General features: G+C 40.8%; 16 protein-coding genes and 1 tRNA gene. 16 read left to right on the forward strand and 1 reads right to left on the reverse strand.

Annotated features, from left to right (window positions below; translation table 11 throughout):
• The 6 genes from HMPREF9075_RS13565 to HMPREF9075_RS08995 all read left to right on the forward strand — a co-directional run.
• Positions 1-452 (forward strand): hypothetical protein (locus HMPREF9075_RS13565; RefSeq protein WP_009416232.1); only part of this gene is annotated, 452 nt, incomplete at its 5' end.
• A 158-nt stretch (positions 453-610) separates the two neighbouring features.
• Positions 611-1,546 (forward strand): DUF6268 family outer membrane beta-barrel protein, encoded by a 936-nt coding sequence (locus tag HMPREF9075_RS08975; RefSeq protein ID WP_009416233.1) that lies wholly within the window; start codon positions 611-613, stop codon positions 1,544-1,546.
• Between the two features lie 88 nt (positions 1,547-1,634).
• On the forward strand, positions 1,635-2,222 hold the full coding sequence (locus HMPREF9075_RS08980; RefSeq protein ID WP_009416234.1) for an outer membrane beta-barrel protein: 588 nt from the start codon (positions 1,635-1,637) through the stop codon (positions 2,220-2,222).
• 30 nt (positions 2,223-2,252) lie between these two features.
• Positions 2,253-3,335, forward strand: coding sequence for a sensor histidine kinase (locus HMPREF9075_RS08985; protein ID WP_009416235.1), 1,083 nt, complete (start codon positions 2,253-2,255; stop codon positions 3,333-3,335).
• Positions 3,332-4,024: a LytTR family DNA-binding domain-containing protein gene (locus tag HMPREF9075_RS08990; protein WP_009416236.1), complete on the forward strand. Its 693-nt coding sequence runs from the start codon at positions 3,332-3,334 to the stop codon at positions 4,022-4,024. The genes HMPREF9075_RS08985 and HMPREF9075_RS08990 overlap by 4 nt, the downstream gene beginning before the upstream one ends.
• A gap of 80 nt (positions 4,025-4,104) precedes the next feature.
• Positions 4,105-4,929 carry an alpha/beta hydrolase gene (locus HMPREF9075_RS08995; protein WP_034557404.1) on the forward strand — a complete coding sequence of 275 codons (825 nt, stop codon included), beginning with the start codon at positions 4,105-4,107 and terminating at the stop codon, positions 4,927-4,929.
• A gap of 75 nt (positions 4,930-5,004) precedes the next feature.
• On the opposite strand, the gene HMPREF9075_RS09000 is transcribed toward HMPREF9075_RS08995, so the two are convergent.
• Positions 5,005-5,349, reverse strand: a complete 345-nt coding sequence (locus HMPREF9075_RS09000; RefSeq protein ID WP_034557347.1) for a hypothetical protein — start codon at positions 5,347-5,349, stop codon at positions 5,005-5,007.
• Positions 5,350-5,478: 129 nt separating this feature from the next.
• On the opposite strand from HMPREF9075_RS09000, the gene HMPREF9075_RS09005 reads away from it, so the two are divergent.
• The 10 genes from HMPREF9075_RS09005 to HMPREF9075_RS09050 all read left to right on the forward strand — a co-directional run bounded on the left by HMPREF9075_RS09005 (position 5,479) and on the right by HMPREF9075_RS09050 (position 15,751).
• Complete coding sequence (locus HMPREF9075_RS09005; RefSeq protein WP_009416239.1) at positions 5,479-6,438, forward strand: sodium bile acid symporter family protein; 960 nt, start codon at positions 5,479-5,481, stop codon at positions 6,436-6,438.
• A gap of 74 nt (positions 6,439-6,512) precedes the next feature.
• Positions 6,513-7,541 (forward strand): low specificity L-threonine aldolase, encoded by a 1,029-nt coding sequence (locus HMPREF9075_RS09010; protein WP_009416240.1) that lies wholly within the window; start codon positions 6,513-6,515, stop codon positions 7,539-7,541.
• A 193-nt stretch (positions 7,542-7,734) separates the two neighbouring features.
• Positions 7,735-11,139: an isoleucine--tRNA ligase gene (ileS, locus tag HMPREF9075_RS09015; protein ID WP_009416241.1), complete on the forward strand. Its 3,405-nt coding sequence runs from the start codon at positions 7,735-7,737 to the stop codon at positions 11,137-11,139.
• A gap of 175 nt (positions 11,140-11,314) precedes the next feature.
• The gene (msrB, locus tag HMPREF9075_RS09020) at positions 11,315-12,451 is read left to right on the forward strand and encodes a peptide-methionine (R)-S-oxide reductase MsrB (RefSeq protein ID WP_009416242.1); all 1,137 of its coding nucleotides are present in this window, start codon (positions 11,315-11,317) and stop codon (positions 12,449-12,451) included.
• A 410-nt stretch (positions 12,452-12,861) separates the two neighbouring features.
• On the forward strand, positions 12,862-13,815 hold the full coding sequence (locus HMPREF9075_RS09025; protein WP_009416243.1) for a type IX secretion system membrane protein PorP/SprF: 954 nt from the start codon (positions 12,862-12,864) through the stop codon (positions 13,813-13,815).
• 7 nt (positions 13,816-13,822) lie between these two features.
• Complete coding sequence (gene folB / locus HMPREF9075_RS09030) at positions 13,823-14,182, forward strand: dihydroneopterin aldolase (RefSeq protein WP_009416244.1); 360 nt, start codon at positions 13,823-13,825, stop codon at positions 14,180-14,182.
• Positions 14,183-14,236: 54 nt separating this feature from the next.
• Positions 14,237-14,617: a hypothetical protein gene (locus HMPREF9075_RS09035; protein ID WP_009416245.1), complete on the forward strand. Its 381-nt coding sequence runs from the start codon at positions 14,237-14,239 to the stop codon at positions 14,615-14,617.
• Between the two features lie 67 nt (positions 14,618-14,684).
• Positions 14,685-14,755: transfer RNA gene (locus HMPREF9075_RS09040), tRNA-Cys, on the forward strand.
• 49 nt (positions 14,756-14,804) lie between these two features.
• Entirely contained in the window at positions 14,805-15,185 is a 381-nt protein-coding gene (locus HMPREF9075_RS09045) for a hypothetical protein (RefSeq protein ID WP_009416246.1), read from the forward strand.
• Positions 15,186-15,274: 89 nt separating this feature from the next.
• Complete coding sequence (locus HMPREF9075_RS09050) at positions 15,275-15,751, forward strand: regulatory protein RecX (RefSeq protein ID WP_009416247.1); 477 nt, start codon at positions 15,275-15,277, stop codon at positions 15,749-15,751.
• Positions 15,752-15,756 lie beyond the last annotated feature (5 nt).

A 15,756-nucleotide genomic window follows, 5' to 3' on the forward strand; every position in this document is an offset into this window, starting at 1 on the left:
TCTCCTATCAAGTAGGGAAAACCTTATATAAAATAGACTGCTCCACTATGGAAGGAGCTATAGATTTGGCGCTGCTGGTGCAAAAGCTAAAGAATGAAACTAAAATAATAGAAAATTCTATTGATGAATATTTCGAAATTACTTTAGAAGAAAAAAAACTTAGTTTTAGTATTGGTGATTTCAATAGAATGATATTGATAGACTATAACGAATACAGAAATCAATTTACAGAGCGTTTTCCAGAACCAACAAAACGTTATACAATGGGAGATTATCATGTTGAAAATGGTATTATCTACGTACAAACTATAGGGAGAAATTTAGATGATGAGAAAGACCCTGTTGTAGATTATCAATATCAGTGGCACCTCAAGCTAAATAAAGTATTGCAAACTACTCTTGAAAAATTATTGGAAATAGGAAGGGGAAAAAAGAATATTTTTTTCCCTTGATTACACAAAATACTCTGACCTTGTAGCGTTAAGAACTATCATAGAACTACACTTTTAGTATAGCAAAACTTGTTTTTGGTATAGAAAAAACTACTTTTTACCCTTTGTAATTCCTTTTGCACTACCTTTGCCTCTGTAATACTAAAATCTTCATTACAGTGAAAAATACAATAACCCTTATAGCTCTATTGATTGTGGTGAGTGCTTTTGCTCAAATTAGTGTAAAAGCGGAGTATATAGGCAATTCTAAATTCTACGATGCCGTAGCCGATACGAATACGGGCGATGGTTCGGCTACTATTTATTCGGCAAGTGCAATGCTGCCCCTCTGGATACAAGCACCCGCTGAAGAAGACCCCTATAAGCGTGCTACCGTTTGGGGCGTTGCTCTTAGCGGTACTTTTGTAAAAATGGACAATCAAAACTTTCCTATCGGGAAAGAACTCCCCTCGCAAGTGATGAACTTGGGAGCATCCGTGCTTCACTTACGTCCGCTAAAGGAACGTTGGTCTATGTTAATGGCACTCGGTGCAGGAAGCTATACCCCTGAAAATCAATTGTCGGCTATTCATATAGGCGAAAATGTTTTGGCTAATGGTGCTTTTGTGCTTGTATGGCATTGGATGCCTAACCTTGAAATAGGAGGAGGCGTAGCTCTTAACAACAGTTTTGGTTATCCTATGGTGTTTCCTGCATTTTATTTGAAATACAAAGGAGGCTTTTCCGATAAATTTACTATAGATGTTAGTCTGCTTGATGGGGCAAAAGTAGCTTTTGGCTACAACTACCACAAAAACCTCAGCTTAAAATTAGCAACCTATGTAGGCGGATATGCAGCCTATTTACAGCGCAATGCACAAAAAGAAATTTTCACCCAGCAAAACATTATTACAGGCTTACAACCCGAATTTAAAATAGGAAAACACATAAGTATTCCTATTACGGCTGGAGCTATCTTTTTGCGTACAGGACGATATACAAAGCGAGCGCTTGCTGCGATGTTCGAGCCAGAAGCTAAAAATGAAGACGGCACTGTCCGTTCAAGTCAATTCAATCCTGCTTTTTACTTCTCAGTAGGAATCACGATTAAGTAGCAATTAATAAAACCAGAGAGATACAAACATCAAAGGACGTGGAAAAATCGAATTTCTATAGTATTAATTTAAAAACACATATAAAAAAATGAAAAGAATAATTACAATTATAGCCTTGATAGCGTTCACCGCTACGGCTACAGCACAAGTAAAATTTGGCATCCATTCGGGTAGTGGAATTGGATTGATGAGCAAAGATGTTCACGACGACCGCTATGAAGGACAAAACAAAACTGACAAAAAGCCTTTTAGCACCTCTTCTTATGGTGGTTTCTTTGTTGAAATCCCTGCTTCTGAAAAATTATTGTTAGATCTTAGGGCAATATATACCAATCATTCCACTATAGGAAAGGGAAAAACAATACTTCACAGAATTGATGTGCCTCTGGCTATCAAATACAATATCAGTGGGCTCCGTCCTAAAGTAGGAGGCTATGTGAGTTATATCCCTTGGGTTACTCCTTTTGAAGACAAATACCGTTCATTTACCAGAAAGGATATTGAAAATTTTGACTATGGGGCGCTCTTGGGTTTAGAATACAACTTCAACGAGAGACTCTTTATAGAAACCAATTTCTACTTAGGATTAGCCAATCTCCTTACCAAAGATCCTCGCCACAGTAGCGACTATTTGCGCACACGCTCTATCTTTGTAGGACTAGGATACAGATTTTAATGGTTAACGACTAACAACGCCCTCTCACTAATGACTACCGAAAATCCATACATATTTTTGAAGAACAATCTCTTCTTGCAGTTTCTTATAGCTGATAGATACCGCATTTATCGGCATATAGCAGGTTGTAGTTCATTATTGCTATTTTACACACTAAGCAGACAATGGGGTGATTACGATGGAATAATAGATCTTTGGGATTGGATAGAGAAATGGTTGGGAATTACCGCTACTTTTTACCTAAATATGTATGTGCTTATTCCGCGTTTTTTCTTCAAAGGGAAGCTCGCTACTTATATCATCCTCCTTACGCTATGGGTATTTTTTATGTTGGGTTCTAGCTATTATCTCAATTTTGTACTATGGAAAGACTATATGATTGGGAAAGAAATCAAAATGGCATCAAAAACTCCTATTTCTATAATACTTCTTTCTACTTTGGTATATGTAGTACCCTTTATAATGACTTCTACACTCATAAAAATACTCCAAGTGTGGGTAAAGAATAGCGAGAGGATGCAAGAATTGGAGCGACAAGCCAACGAGAGTGAACTGCAAGCCCTCCGTAGCCAGATACAACCCCATTTTTTATTCAATATGCTCAATAGCATTAATGTATTGGTGCATATCAACTCCGAAAAAGCCTCTTATACCATCACAAAACTATCCGATTTCTTGCGACATTTGCTCTATCAAACGCACGAAGAACAGGTTTTTCTCAGTTCGGAACTGCGTTTTTTAAACGATTATCTCTCTTTGGAAGCTATGCGTCGCGATGATTTTACTTACGAGCTTACATACGATGAAAAGAACGTACAAGGCATACAAATTCCGCCCAACATACTGCTTATCTTAGCCGAAAACGCTGTAAAACATAGTACCGACAGCCTTGCGCCTACCTATATCTATATAAAATGCGAAAATAAAGAGGGCTGGTTACACTTTTCGGTGCGCAATTCCGTACCTTTAACGCCTCATCGCAAACAGAGGTGTAGTGGTATAGGGCTACCCAACCTCAGAAGGCGCTTAGAACTGCTCTACGGCGACCATTTTCAGCTTTCGCAAGAAGCTTTCCCCCAAGAATATATAGTAACTTTAGCTTTGCAACTATGAATTGTTTGATAGTAGATGACGAACCTTTGGCACGTATTGGTATGGAGCGCCTTATCAGGCAGTATAGCCCCCTAAAGCTCTTAGGGTCGTTCAAAAATACCGTAGGCATTGCCGATTTTCTGAAGAAAAACGAAGTACATTTGCTCTTTTTAGATATAGAAATGCCAGGGGTAAACGGCTTGGAGTTTGCCAGAACCTTGCCCGAACAGACTTTGGTGATATTTACTACCGCCTACAGCCAGTATGCCTTAGATAGCTATGAAGTAGATGCGCTAGACTATTTGGTGAAGCCCATTACCCCCGAGCGCTTTAAAAAAGCGGTTGCCAAAGCCGAAAGTTACCACCAACTGCTCTCTCAGCAAAAAACGGACTTTGAGTGTACTGACACACAATGTATTAGTATTCGCGCTAACAGACGTAATTACCGCATCGCTCATAGCGATATATTGTATATAGAGGCACTGAAGGACTATGTGATTATCCACACTTTTAGCGATAAATACATTACGTGGATTAACCTGAAGAACATTCACAGCCAGCTGCCCGCTGCGTTATTTGTACGCGTCAATAAGAGTTGCGTGGTGAATGTACAGCACATCAGTTCGTATACCCATCAATTTATTTACATTGGTGAAACCGAAATTCCTATTGGCAGAGCGTATGAGGTAATTAGCAAATTAGAGAATTAGAAAATTTGGAAATTAGCAAATTAGCAAATTTGGAAATTAGTTGTATTTTTGCTTTGAAAATAAAGCTTAAATACCACTTTATGAAAAAGAATTTTATAACTTTAGTATTAGTATGTATGGCATTAATACATTCAGTAAAAGCACAACAAACAGAAGACCTTACCCTACAAGGGGCTAAAGGTAAATTGGTAGCCACTCTGCAAATGCCTAAAATTGAGAAAGGCAAAAAGGTGCGAATGGTGATTATCTGTCACGGTTTTGGTGCTGATAAAGACCGTCCCCTATTGCGCACTATCGCCGACAGGCTGCAAGAGGCGGGTATCGCGAGCATCCGTTTTGATTTCAACGGCTGTGGCAAAAGCGAAGGACATTTTCAAGATATGACCGTACTCAACGAAATTGAAGACGCCAAAAAGGTGATAGATTATGCTCAGAAACTCCCTTGGGTGAGCGGCATCAGTATTGTGGGGCATTCTCAGGGAGGTGTAGTAGCCTCGATGGTAGCCGGTGAGCTGAAGAAAAGCATCAAGAGTGTGGCTCTTTGTGCCCCTGCGGCTGTTTTGCGCGATGATGCCCTGCGCGGCAGCACACAAGGCGCTACTTACGACCCTCATCATATTCCTGAATATGTAGACCTCCCCAGAGGAATGCGTATGGGACGGGACTATGTTGTAACAGCACAAACGCTTCCCATTTACGAAACTGCTAAAGAGTATAAAGGCGCAGTACTCATTATTCACGGCACTTGGGATGTAGTAGTCCCCTACACCTATGGCGAGCGTTACCACCAAGGGTACAAGAACAGCCAATTGATACTCCTCCCCCAAGTAGACCACGGTTTCTCTACGGAAGAAGCCCGAACCAAAACCGCCGCTGAAATTACCGAGTTTATAAAAAAACATTAGAAACAAATCCCCGCTGAAAGAAAAATCTATCAGCGGGGATTTTCTAATTTGCTAATTCCCTAATTTGCTAATTTCCTAATTTGCTAATTCTCTAATTTCCTCAATGCGTTTGTTGAGTTTTTTCAATTTCTTTTTGATTTGTTTTTCTTGGCGTTTAGTACCTCGTTCGACAGTCTTTGCAAACTTTTTTTGTTTTTTACTAATATGCTTATTAAAGGCAAACGCTACATCTGAGTATTTACCTAGTAAAGAATTTTTTGCATTTTCTCTGTCTTCGATAGCTTTGGCAAGTTTGGCTTCCAATCTTTCTTTTTCAGCTTGTAGTTCAGCAAGGGTTGAGGGTTGCTCTTGAGATTGCGCTACGGCAATACCGCCTAAAAATAGCGTGAATAACGCTACTATCAAAAATCTTTTCTTCATTTTTTGTTTTTTATTAAAGGGCACAAAGATAGTGATAATTTCCTAATTCTCTAATTTCCTAATTATTTGTACTTTTGCCCCGTAAAACAGAGGAATATTACAAATGATGTACAGTTTAATTAGCAGCCTATGAAACTTTTCCAATTTATAAAAAGCTGGACGCTCCCTCTCTCAATGGGCATAGGGGCGATGGCGTATTTGCTGTTTTATTATACGCCCGCCTTAGAGGAGGCATCGCAATGGTTTGCCCCCATATTCAACAGCATACTGCCGTTGTTTATGTTCCTCATTCTCTACGTAACTTTTTGCAAAGTCGATTTTAGGAAAATAGCCATCGTACCTTGGCATTGGTGGATGGTAGCAGTGCAATGCCTATTAGTAGGCATAGGCGTAGGGGCTATTCTCCTCTTTGGTATCGTAGGTAAGGAACTGATACTTTTAGAAAGTGTATTAGCTTGTATTATCAGTCCGTGTGCCGCAGCGGCAGCCGTAGTAACCCTTAAGCTCGGTGGCAATTTAGAGCAAATGACCACCTACACCTTTGTTTCCAATCTGCTCTGTGCCCTGCTTATTCCGCTATGTTTCCCGCTAATAGAACCCGCCTCACAAATGACCTTCTGGAGTGCTTTTGTACTGATAATGCAAAAAGTATGCTTAGTGCTGGTTGTACCAATGCTATTAGCCTTGCTCACCAAGAGCCTTCCCCTACTCCACCGCTTTCACCAATGGCTCATACACATCCCCGACCTATCTTTCTACCTTTGGGGCTGCTCACTGATGATTGTAACAGGCACTACCCTCAAGAACATCTTCCACGCAGAAAGCAGTATGTTTTTTTTACTACTGATTGCGCTTTCAGGCTTAGTAATATGCCTATTGCAGTACGCCATAGGCAGGCGTATTGGTAAATATTTCGGCACTTCTATTGAGGCAGGACAAGCCTTAGGGCAAAAGAACACCGCCTTTGCTATCTGGATAGCCGCCACCTATCTGCATCCCCTTTCTACGGTAGGTCCCGGTTGTTATATCCTATGGCAGAATATTATCAATTCTATAGAAATCTGGAAACGAGGAAAGTATAATGCATAAAACAATTAACATAAGATTGTCAATTGCTAATTGTTTTGTATTTTTGCAGCGAAAACAAACATACTTCTCTACCAATGAAAATATCATTCAAAAACGATTATGCAGAAGGAGCTCACCCTGCTATCTTAGAGGCACTTATGAAAACTAATCTCACCCAGCAAGCAGGCTACGGACTTGATGACTATTCTTTAGAAGCCAAAGCCCTTATCAGAGAAAAAATAAAGAATCCTAATGCCAAAATACACTTTGTAAGCGGCGGCACACAAGCCAATTTATTAGTAATTGCGGCACTACTGCGCCCTTACGAAAGCGTTATTGCCGACAATACTGCCCATATTGCCGACAGCGAAACAGGTGCCATTGAGGCTGTAGGACATAAAATACACCTCGCCCCCTCTATCAATGGCAAGATAACCCCTGAAGACATCGCTCATTACGCCACTTGTTATACCAACTTTCCTCATCAGGTAAAACCGCGATTGGTATACATTACCAATGCTACCGAAGTAGGCACAATATACACCCTTGCCGAGCTAAAAGCTATCTATGCCTGTTGCCAAGCCCATCAGCTTTTGCTCTTTATGGACGGCGCACGGCTGGGAGCAGCCCTCAACGCCCACGACAATGATATACAATGGGAAGACCTTGCTCAATACACCGATGTTTTCTACATAGGGGCAACCAAAAATGGCGGCTTATTAGGCGAGGCAATTGTTATCAACAAGCCTGCCCTACAAGAAGGATTTGAATATCATCTGAAACAAAAAGGCGCCCTCTTAGCCAAAGGAAGGTTATTGGGCTTACAGTTCCTGACGCTCTTTCAAAACGACCTATACAACACATTAGCACGCTATGCCAATGAGCGTATGCAGACCATCAAAGAAGCACTGGCAACAGCAGGATATCCCTTTTTAGCCGACACCACTACCAATCAGTTATTCCCTATTTTGCCCAACAAAAGCATTGATATATTAGCAGAAAAGTTTGAGTTTTACCGATGGAAAACCATTGATAAGGAACACACTGCTATACGGCTGATAACCTCGTGGGCTACCACCCCCGCACAAGTAGCCGCCCTAACAGAAGCAATTGGCTCGCTATAATAACGCACAAAATATCTATCTACATTGCCCCATCCTTGAGCGAAGGATGAGCGAAGGATAAGCGAAGGTTGAGCGAAGGAAAGTCGGCGCAACACAAATTTGCTAATTTACTAATTCTCTAATTTGTTAATTTGCTAATTAGTTCTTACCTTTGCGCCAAACTAACGTCATAACGACTAAAAATAACCCATATATGAAATTCAACGAGTACAAACAATTAGACCTTACTAAGGTAGCTGAGGAAATATTGGCTTTTTGGAAAGCCTCAAATATCTTTGAACAGAGTATCTCCGCTCGTGAGGGCGCTGCTCCGTTTGTGTTTTTTGAAGGTCCGCCGTCTGCCAACGGAGTGCCAGGTATTCACCACGTGATGGCGCGTTCTATTAAAGATATTTTCTGCCGCTACAAAACTCAAAAAGGATTTCAAGTAAAACGCAAAGCAGGTTGGGATACCCACGGATTGCCCGTAGAATTGGGGGTGGAGAAAGAACTCGGCATCACCAAAGAAGATATAGGCAAAAAAATAAGTATAGAAGATTACAACAAAGCCTGCAAGGAAGCCGTAATGCGCTATACCGACATCTGGAACGACCTTACCGAGAAGATAGGCTACTGGGTGGATATGGACGACCCTTATATCACCTACAAACCCAAATATATGGAAAGCGTATGGTGGCTTTTGAAACAGCTGTACAACAAGCAGTTGCTGTACAAAGGCTACACCATTCAGCCCTATTCGCCTAAGGCAGGGACAGGCTTGTCATCGCACGAGCTGAACCAACCGGGCTGCTACCGCGATGTGAGCGATACTACCGTTGTAGCACAATTCAAAGTGAAAGCATTAGCAGCAGCGGCAAGTAAAGTATTCGGCAACGCTACCGAACCTATCCATATCCTCGCTTGGACAACTACCCCTTGGACGTTGCCTTCCAATACGGCATTGGCAGTAGGCAAAGAAATTGACTATGTACTCGTAAAAACATTCAATCAATATACTTTTGAGCCGATTACTATCATCATTGGCAAACCGCTTTTGGCAAAACAATTCGGCAAGAAGTTTGTAGAGGGCGATGCCGAAGCCTTTGCAGCTTACACTCCCGAAAGCAAGACAATTCCTTACCAAATATTAGGCGAATGCAAAGGCGCTGACCTTGTGGGTACTACCTACGAGCAGCTCATCGCTTGGTGCGCTCCTGCCGAAAATGCCGACCAAGCTTTCCGCGTGATTGCAGGCGACTTTGTTACTACCGATGATGGTACCGGTATCGTACATATCGCCCCTACCTTTGGTGCTGATGACGCCCGTGCTGCCAAAGCCTACGATATCCCTCCAATGTTGGTGAAAGATGCCGATGGCAACCTTATTCCGCTAGTAGATTTACAAGGAAAATTTATCACAGGGCACAATATTCCTGAGGCTTTTGCAGGAAAATACATCAAAAATGAGTATTACGAGGCAGGGCAAGCGCCTGAAAAATCGTGGGATGTGAGCTTGGCGATTCTCCTGAAAGAAGAAAACAAGGCTTTCAAAGTAGAAAAATACGTACACAGCTATCCGCACTGCTGGCGTACCGATAAACCGGTGCTGTACTACCCGCTCGACTCGTGGTTTGTAAAGGTTACCGACTTCAAAGAACGTATGTTTGCCCTCAACGAAACCATCAATTGGAAACCTAAGGCTACCGGCGAAGGGCGTTTTGGCAACTGGCTAAAAAATGCCAACGACTGGAACCTTTCGCGTTCGCGCTATTGGGGTATCCCGCTACCTATTTGGCGCACTGCCGATAAGCAAGAGGAAATCTGCATCGGTTCGGTAGAAGAGCTAAAAGCCGAAATACAAAAAGCTATTGCAGCGGGCGTAATGACTGCCGACCCTTATAAAGATTTTGTAGTGGGCGACAACTCCGAAAGCAATTACAACAAGGTAGATTTGCACAAAAATATCGTTGATAACATAGTGCTCGTATCGCCATCGGGCAAACCAATGCAGCGCGAAACCGACCTGATAGACGTGTGGTTCGACTCAGGAGCTATGCCTTATGCACAATGGCACTATCCTTTTGAAAACAAAGACTATATAGAAAACCACACTGCCTACCCAGCCGACTTTATCGCCGAAGGGGTAGACCAAACACGCGGTTGGTTCTATACGCTACACGCAATTGCTACTTCGGTATTCAATAGCGTGGCTTATAAAAACGTAGTATCTAATGGGTTGGTGCTTGACAAGAACGGACAAAAGATGTCCAAACGCTTGGGCAATGCGGTAGACCCATTCACTACCATAGCCGAGTACGGCGCCGATGCCACTCGCTGGTATATGATTTCCAACGCAAACCCTTGGGATAACCTCAAATTCGACTTGGAAGGGGTAGCCGAAGTGCGCCGTAAGTTCTTCGGTACGCTCTACAACACTTATTCATTCTTTGCGCTCTATGCCAATACCGATAGCTTCACTTATGCCGAAGCGGATATACCACTGGCTGAACGCCCTGAAATAGACCGCTGGATACTTTCGGAACTCAATACGCTCATCAAAGAAGTAGATGCCCTCTATGCTGATTATGAGCCTACCCGTGCTACCCGTGCTATCTCGGATTTTGTACAGGAGAATCTCAGCAACTGGTACGTACGCTTATCGCGCCGCCGTTTTTGGAAAGGCGAATACGAAGCTGATAAAATAGCGGCTTACCAAACGCTTTACACTTGCCTGATAACCATTGCTAAACTGATGGCGCCAGTGGCACCTTTCTATGCCGACCGCCTCTACAAAGATTTGGCAAGCGTTACCGGCAAAGAAAACAAAGAGAGTGTACACCTTACCGATTTCCCTATAGCTAACGAAAGCTACATCGATAAATCATTGGAAAGCAAGATGCAGAAAGCGCAAACCATCTCATCTTTAGTACTATCGTTGCGCAAGAAAGAAAGCATCAAGGTACGTCAGCCGCTGCAAAAAATTATGATACCGATAGCTAACGACACCGAGCGTGCTGAAATAGAAGCGGTAGCAAGCCTCATCAAGCACGAGGTGAATGTGAAGGAAATAGAGCTTTTGGAAGATGCCTCAGGTATATTGGTAAAACAAATCAAGCCAAACTTCAAGACCTTAGGCCCTAAATTTGGCAAGGATATGAAAGCCATTGCCGCTGCAGTACAAGAGTTTGGACAAGCGGAAATTGCACAGTTTGAAAAAACACAAACTTATTCCCTACAACTGCCCGACAAAACAGTTACTTTGAGTTTGGACGATGTAGAAATCAGTACTCAGGATATAGAAGGTTGGTTGGTAGCCACTGCTGGTAGCCTATTGGTAGCTTTAGATATTCACATCACCCCCGAACTGCGCCAAGAGGGTATTGCGCGCGAGCTAGTGAACCGCATTCAGAATATCCGCAAGGACAACGAATACGACATCACCGACCGCATACAAATACGCCTGCAAGCGCAACCTGCTCTACAAGCAGCCGTTACTGCCAACGAAGCCTATATCAAGAATGAAACCCTTACCGACAACATCACTTTTGTAGATAGTCTGCCAGAGGGTGAAGAAATAGTATTCGACGAAATAACAACAAAGATAGTAGTTAGTCGTTAGTCATCGGTCGTTAATCAAAAAGAATTACTCCCAGAGTTTTTATATGAATTTTGACAGTTGATAAGATTTATTTAAAAATATTTTACAAAAAGACGTGTTAGGCACTATTTTTGAGGTGTAAAGAGTGAGGTGTTCCCCCCCTCCTCACTAAACATTAACATTATACATATACACAATGAAAATTTTTTTAGTAACTATCACGTTTGCAGCATTATTGTTGGGCTGCGCTTGCCAACATACAACTAATAAAAACAAAACGGAGTCGGTTCCTTCAAATGAAATTATGGAAAATAATAACCAACAAATGATTACGGAGGTAAATGCAGAAAAAGAGGCTGAAAAAGCCAATTCGGGGACTGCTAATTTGTATTTTGCAGGAGGGTGCTTTTGGGGTACAGAGCACTTTTTCAAACAGATACGCGGTGTGATAAGCACTGAGGTGGGTTATGCCAATGGCACACTACAACACGCTCCTTCGTATGAAGAGGTGTGCAGCGGAAATACAGGATTTGCAGAAACTGTAAAAATAGTTTACAACCCGCAGGTAGTGGATTTGAAATTGTTATTACAGCTCTATTTCAAAACTATAGATCCTACTTCGCTAAACAAACAAGGCAATGATGTGGGCGACCAATACCGCACAGGTATTTACTATACAGATGCAGGAGTGAAAACGACCATAGATGAAGCCATAGCTGCATTGGCTAAAAACTATAAAAAACCTATAGTAGTAGAGGTAAGTCCGTTACAGAATTTTTATCAGGCAGAGGAATATCATCAGGATTATTTGGATAAGAACCCTCGTGGGTATTGTCATATCCCTACAAAGTTGTTTGAGGTAGCGCGAAAGGCAAACCCTGAGCCTATAAAATTCAAGAAACTTACGGAAGCAGAGTTGCGCTCACGATTAACCAAGGAGCAATATGCTGTTACCCAACAGAATGCTACCGAAACGCCTTTTGCCAACGAGTATTGGGATGAGCAACGTGAGGGTATTTATGTGGATATTACTACAGGGGAGCCATTGTTCAGTTCGCTAGACAAGTTTCAGTCGGGGTGTGGGTGGCCTTCTTTTGCAAAACCTATAGACAAAAAGCTAATAGCAGAAAAAGAAGATAAATCATACCATATGACACGTACAGAAGTGCGTAGCAAGCTGGGTGATGCTCACTTAGGGCACGTGTTTGACGATGGTCCTAAACAGTTGGGAGGCTTGCGTTATTGCATCAATAGTGCTTCATTGCGTTTTATTCCTAAAGAGGATATGCAGAAGGAAGGCTATGGTGAATATCTTGTTTTATTTAAAAAATAGAACTTTTTCACATCTATAGAAAAGCGACAATGTTGGCTTTCCAAAAAGTTAAAATGCACTTAGTATCTACACTTAAAACCTCCTGATTTTATCTATAAATAAAAAACAATGATTTTAATGGATTACTGATGATTTTTCAATATTAAACCTATTTATATAAATTATTCTTTTGATAATAGAAAAAATATTGATAATACAACATCTATAAAATAGAGGACTAAAAGTGTTAATGAAAACATAAATATGTTAAATGTGCGCATTTATTCGCTAAAAAAGTAGAGCAACACAAAAAAAAGAAGTATATTTGCTGAAAATTTTGCTGATTGTGTTTATATACTATATAGGAGTATAGGGAGGGCAATTGGCAGTGATTAGCAAGCAAATAGTTAAAGTTAATTTTTTATCAAACAATGAAAAGAATAGTATTGTTACTTTTGGCAGTGTGTGCTTTTGAAGCGAAAACATTTGCACAAGAACTCAACTTACCACAGCAAAATCAATATTTGGCTGACAGTGAATTTTTGATAGCTCCTACTTATGCGGGTATCGGGGACTTTGTGCGTATTCGTCTTTCAGGGATTACGCAATGGGTAGGGATAAAAGGTGCGCCTGATTATCAGTCTATTGGTGGAGATATGCGATTGGGTGAACGAAGTGGAGCAGGTATGACACTTTACAATGACCGCAACGGGCATACTTACCAAAAAGGGGGTAAAGTGAGTTTTGCTCACCACCTTACACTGGACCGTTATGATAATCACTTTATATCATTTGGTATTTCATATGCGCTTAATACTTTTCAAATAAACATTGAAAAGTTTAACCCTTCTATACGTGACCAAGCTGTTACAAATGACAGGTTTACAGTGAATCACAACTTTGATATTGCGATGCTTTATCGTTATAAAAGTGTGTTTGTAAATATTTCGGCTTTGAACATCTTAAACAAAGATATTGAGCGTTTTTACAGAGAAGAGCCTAAAGCGTTGCGTAACTATATGGTATTTATGGGCTACCGCTACAAACAAGACAAACGCAGCAAATTTGAAATTGAGCCTTCTATCTTGTATCAACTTTACGAAAGTGATAGTCGTTCTACTACCGACTTTAACTTGAAATTCCGTTGGATGGATATAGAGGATTATTATTGGGTGGGTGTGAACTATCGTTCTCTAAACGATCAAATTTTCAAACCTTTAAATATTGGGCCTATGGCGGGGCTTAAAAAGGGATTGTTTTATTTTGCTTACTCATATCAGTTGACACTTAATGAACTTGTAGGATACAACTCTGGTACACACGTAATTACCTTGGGGCTTGACCTTTTCCAAGGGGTTAGTAACTGTAAATGTGCGCAACGATAAGCTGACAATGGAACAGATTATACTTAAGAACATTAGAGTGCGTTCTAACCACGGTTGCCTTGTGGAAGAGGAACAAATAGGCAGTGATTATAGGGTAGACCTGAAAGTTACTGCTGACTTGGGCAAGGCGCGTAGCACAGATGCACTTGAGGATACGGTGGATTATGTAAGCTTGAATAGGATTGTAGTTGAAGAAATGGCAGTGCGAGCGCAATTGCTGGAGGTAGTAGCCGATAGAATTGTGAAGCGGGTATTTGCAGAGCATCGTCAGGTAATGGGGCTAACATTGAAGGTTGCTAAGATAAATCCGCCTATAGGGGGAGATGTAGCAGAGGTAGTATTGAAAATAAAAGAAAAAAGAGCATAACAACCATACTCTTTTAAAAGTAAAACGATTATTAACCCATAAAAGAGCATTATAATGACAAATGTATTAGACAAATTTATTCACGATGTAAAGGCGAATGTACCTGGATACATTGCAGTATCAGTTACTGAAATTCGTTCGGGAGTTTCGTATGCAGCAGACTCTTCAGATCCTAACTTTGACCCGAACCTTGCATCGGCTTACAACCTTGAGGTAATCAAAGCTGCACAAATGGCAATTCAAGCCTTGGGGTTGGGCGGAAGAGAAAGAATACAAGACATTGTAATTACCCTAACTGACCAAATTCACGCGATAGATGTGGCTGGGAATGGTAGTTACTTTATCTACTTGGTAATGGACGCTACTAAGACCAACGTAGGCTTAGCGAGAGCTTTTGTATCTAAATACAAAAGAGATTTAGAATCTGTTTTCTAAAAAAAAGTGAGAAAAATTTGGTTAGTTTGAAAAAAAGCTATATCTTTGCACCCGAAATAAAAAATAAGGCATCGTGGCCGAGGGGCTAGGCGGAGGTCTGCAAAACCTTATACAGCGGTTCAAATCCGCTCGATGCCTCTCTTTTTTTAAAGGGAGCACTTCATATAATTTTTAAAAACATAAAATAATGACAAATATTTTAGACAAATTTATTCAGGATATGCGTACTAACGTTCCTGGATTCGTAGCTGTTTCAGTTACTGAAGTACGTTCAGGCGTTTCATATGGTTCTGATTCCGTAGATAACAGTTTTGACCCTAACCTTGCTTCAGCTTACAACCTCGAAGTAGTGAAAGCAAAACAAAATGCGCTTCAAGTTTTAGGTCTTGCATCTAAAGAAAGAATTGTGGATATTATCATTACACTTACAGATCAAATCCACGTTATTGATATTTCATCAAATGGTAGCTACTTCATCTACTTAGTAGTAGATTCTACAAAGGCAAACCTTGGTATGACAAGAGCTTTGCTTTCAAAATACAAGAAAGACTTAGCTTCAATCTTCTAAGAGGGTTTGGTGAAAGTATTCATATAAAAATTGTTTATCAAAAAGAAGCTATCTTTTGTAGGTAGCTTCTTTTTGTACTTAAATATTTTATGGATAAAGAACATAAGGTATATAGTGTTGAAGAAGCAAAACGGCGCTTAGAGCGTTATTGTGCTTATCAGGAGCGGTCGCATAGGCAAGTGAAGGAAAAGTTGCGAGAGATGGGAATGATTCCGCTGGCTATTGATGAAATTATTGTGCATCTTATCACGCATAATTTCCTGAATGAAGAACGATTTGCACGAAGTTATGCTCGCGGAAAGTTTAGGATAAAAAAATGGGGGCGCTATAAAATTACACAAGGACTAAAACAACACGGACTGAGTGATTATATTATTGAAGCTGGGCTTGAGGAGATTGATGAGGAGGAATATATGGAGGTGTTTGAGGCTGTAGCTGAGAAAAAATATAATGCTATAAATGAGCGCAATGTATATAAAGCGAAGGCTAAACTGGCTAACTATTTATTGTATAGAGGTTGGGAGCCTGAACTCGTATATGAAAAAGTGGAAGAATACTACGATTAAAATAC

Source organism: Capnocytophaga sp. oral taxon 332 str. F0381 (genome assembly GCF_000318275.2).
Taxonomy (GTDB): domain Bacteria; phylum Bacteroidota; class Bacteroidia; order Flavobacteriales; family Flavobacteriaceae; genus Capnocytophaga; species Capnocytophaga bilenii.

Coding starts and splice junctions, on each gene's coding strand:
- HMPREF9075_RS08980 (WP_009416234.1), top strand. CDS start 1,635: ATGAAAAGAATAATTACAATTATAGCCTTGATAGCGTTCACCGCTACG.
- HMPREF9075_RS08985 (WP_009416235.1), top strand. CDS start 2,253: ATGACTACCGAAAATCCATACATATTTTTGAAGAACAATCTCTTCTTG.
- HMPREF9075_RS08990 (WP_009416236.1), top strand. CDS start 3,332: ATGAATTGTTTGATAGTAGATGACGAACCTTTGGCACGTATTGGTATG.
- HMPREF9075_RS08995 (WP_034557404.1), top strand. CDS start 4,105: ATGAAAAAGAATTTTATAACTTTAGTATTAGTATGTATGGCATTAATA.
- HMPREF9075_RS09000 (WP_034557347.1), bottom strand. CDS start 5,349: ATGAAGAAAAGATTTTTGATAGTAGCGTTATTCACGCTATTTTTAGGC.
- HMPREF9075_RS09005 (WP_009416239.1), top strand. CDS start 5,479: ATGAAACTTTTCCAATTTATAAAAAGCTGGACGCTCCCTCTCTCAATG.
- HMPREF9075_RS09010 (WP_009416240.1), top strand. CDS start 6,513: ATGAAAATATCATTCAAAAACGATTATGCAGAAGGAGCTCACCCTGCT.
- ileS (WP_009416241.1), top strand. CDS start 7,735: ATGAAATTCAACGAGTACAAACAATTAGACCTTACTAAGGTAGCTGAG.
- msrB (WP_009416242.1), top strand. CDS start 11,315: ATGAAAATTTTTTTAGTAACTATCACGTTTGCAGCATTATTGTTGGGC.
- HMPREF9075_RS09025 (WP_009416243.1), top strand. CDS start 12,862: ATGAAAAGAATAGTATTGTTACTTTTGGCAGTGTGTGCTTTTGAAGCG.
- folB (WP_009416244.1), top strand. CDS start 13,823: ATGGAACAGATTATACTTAAGAACATTAGAGTGCGTTCTAACCACGGT.
- HMPREF9075_RS09035 (WP_009416245.1), top strand. CDS start 14,237: ATGACAAATGTATTAGACAAATTTATTCACGATGTAAAGGCGAATGTA.
- HMPREF9075_RS09045 (WP_009416246.1), top strand. CDS start 14,805: ATGACAAATATTTTAGACAAATTTATTCAGGATATGCGTACTAACGTT.
- HMPREF9075_RS09050 (WP_009416247.1), top strand. CDS start 15,275: ATGGATAAAGAACATAAGGTATATAGTGTTGAAGAAGCAAAACGGCGC.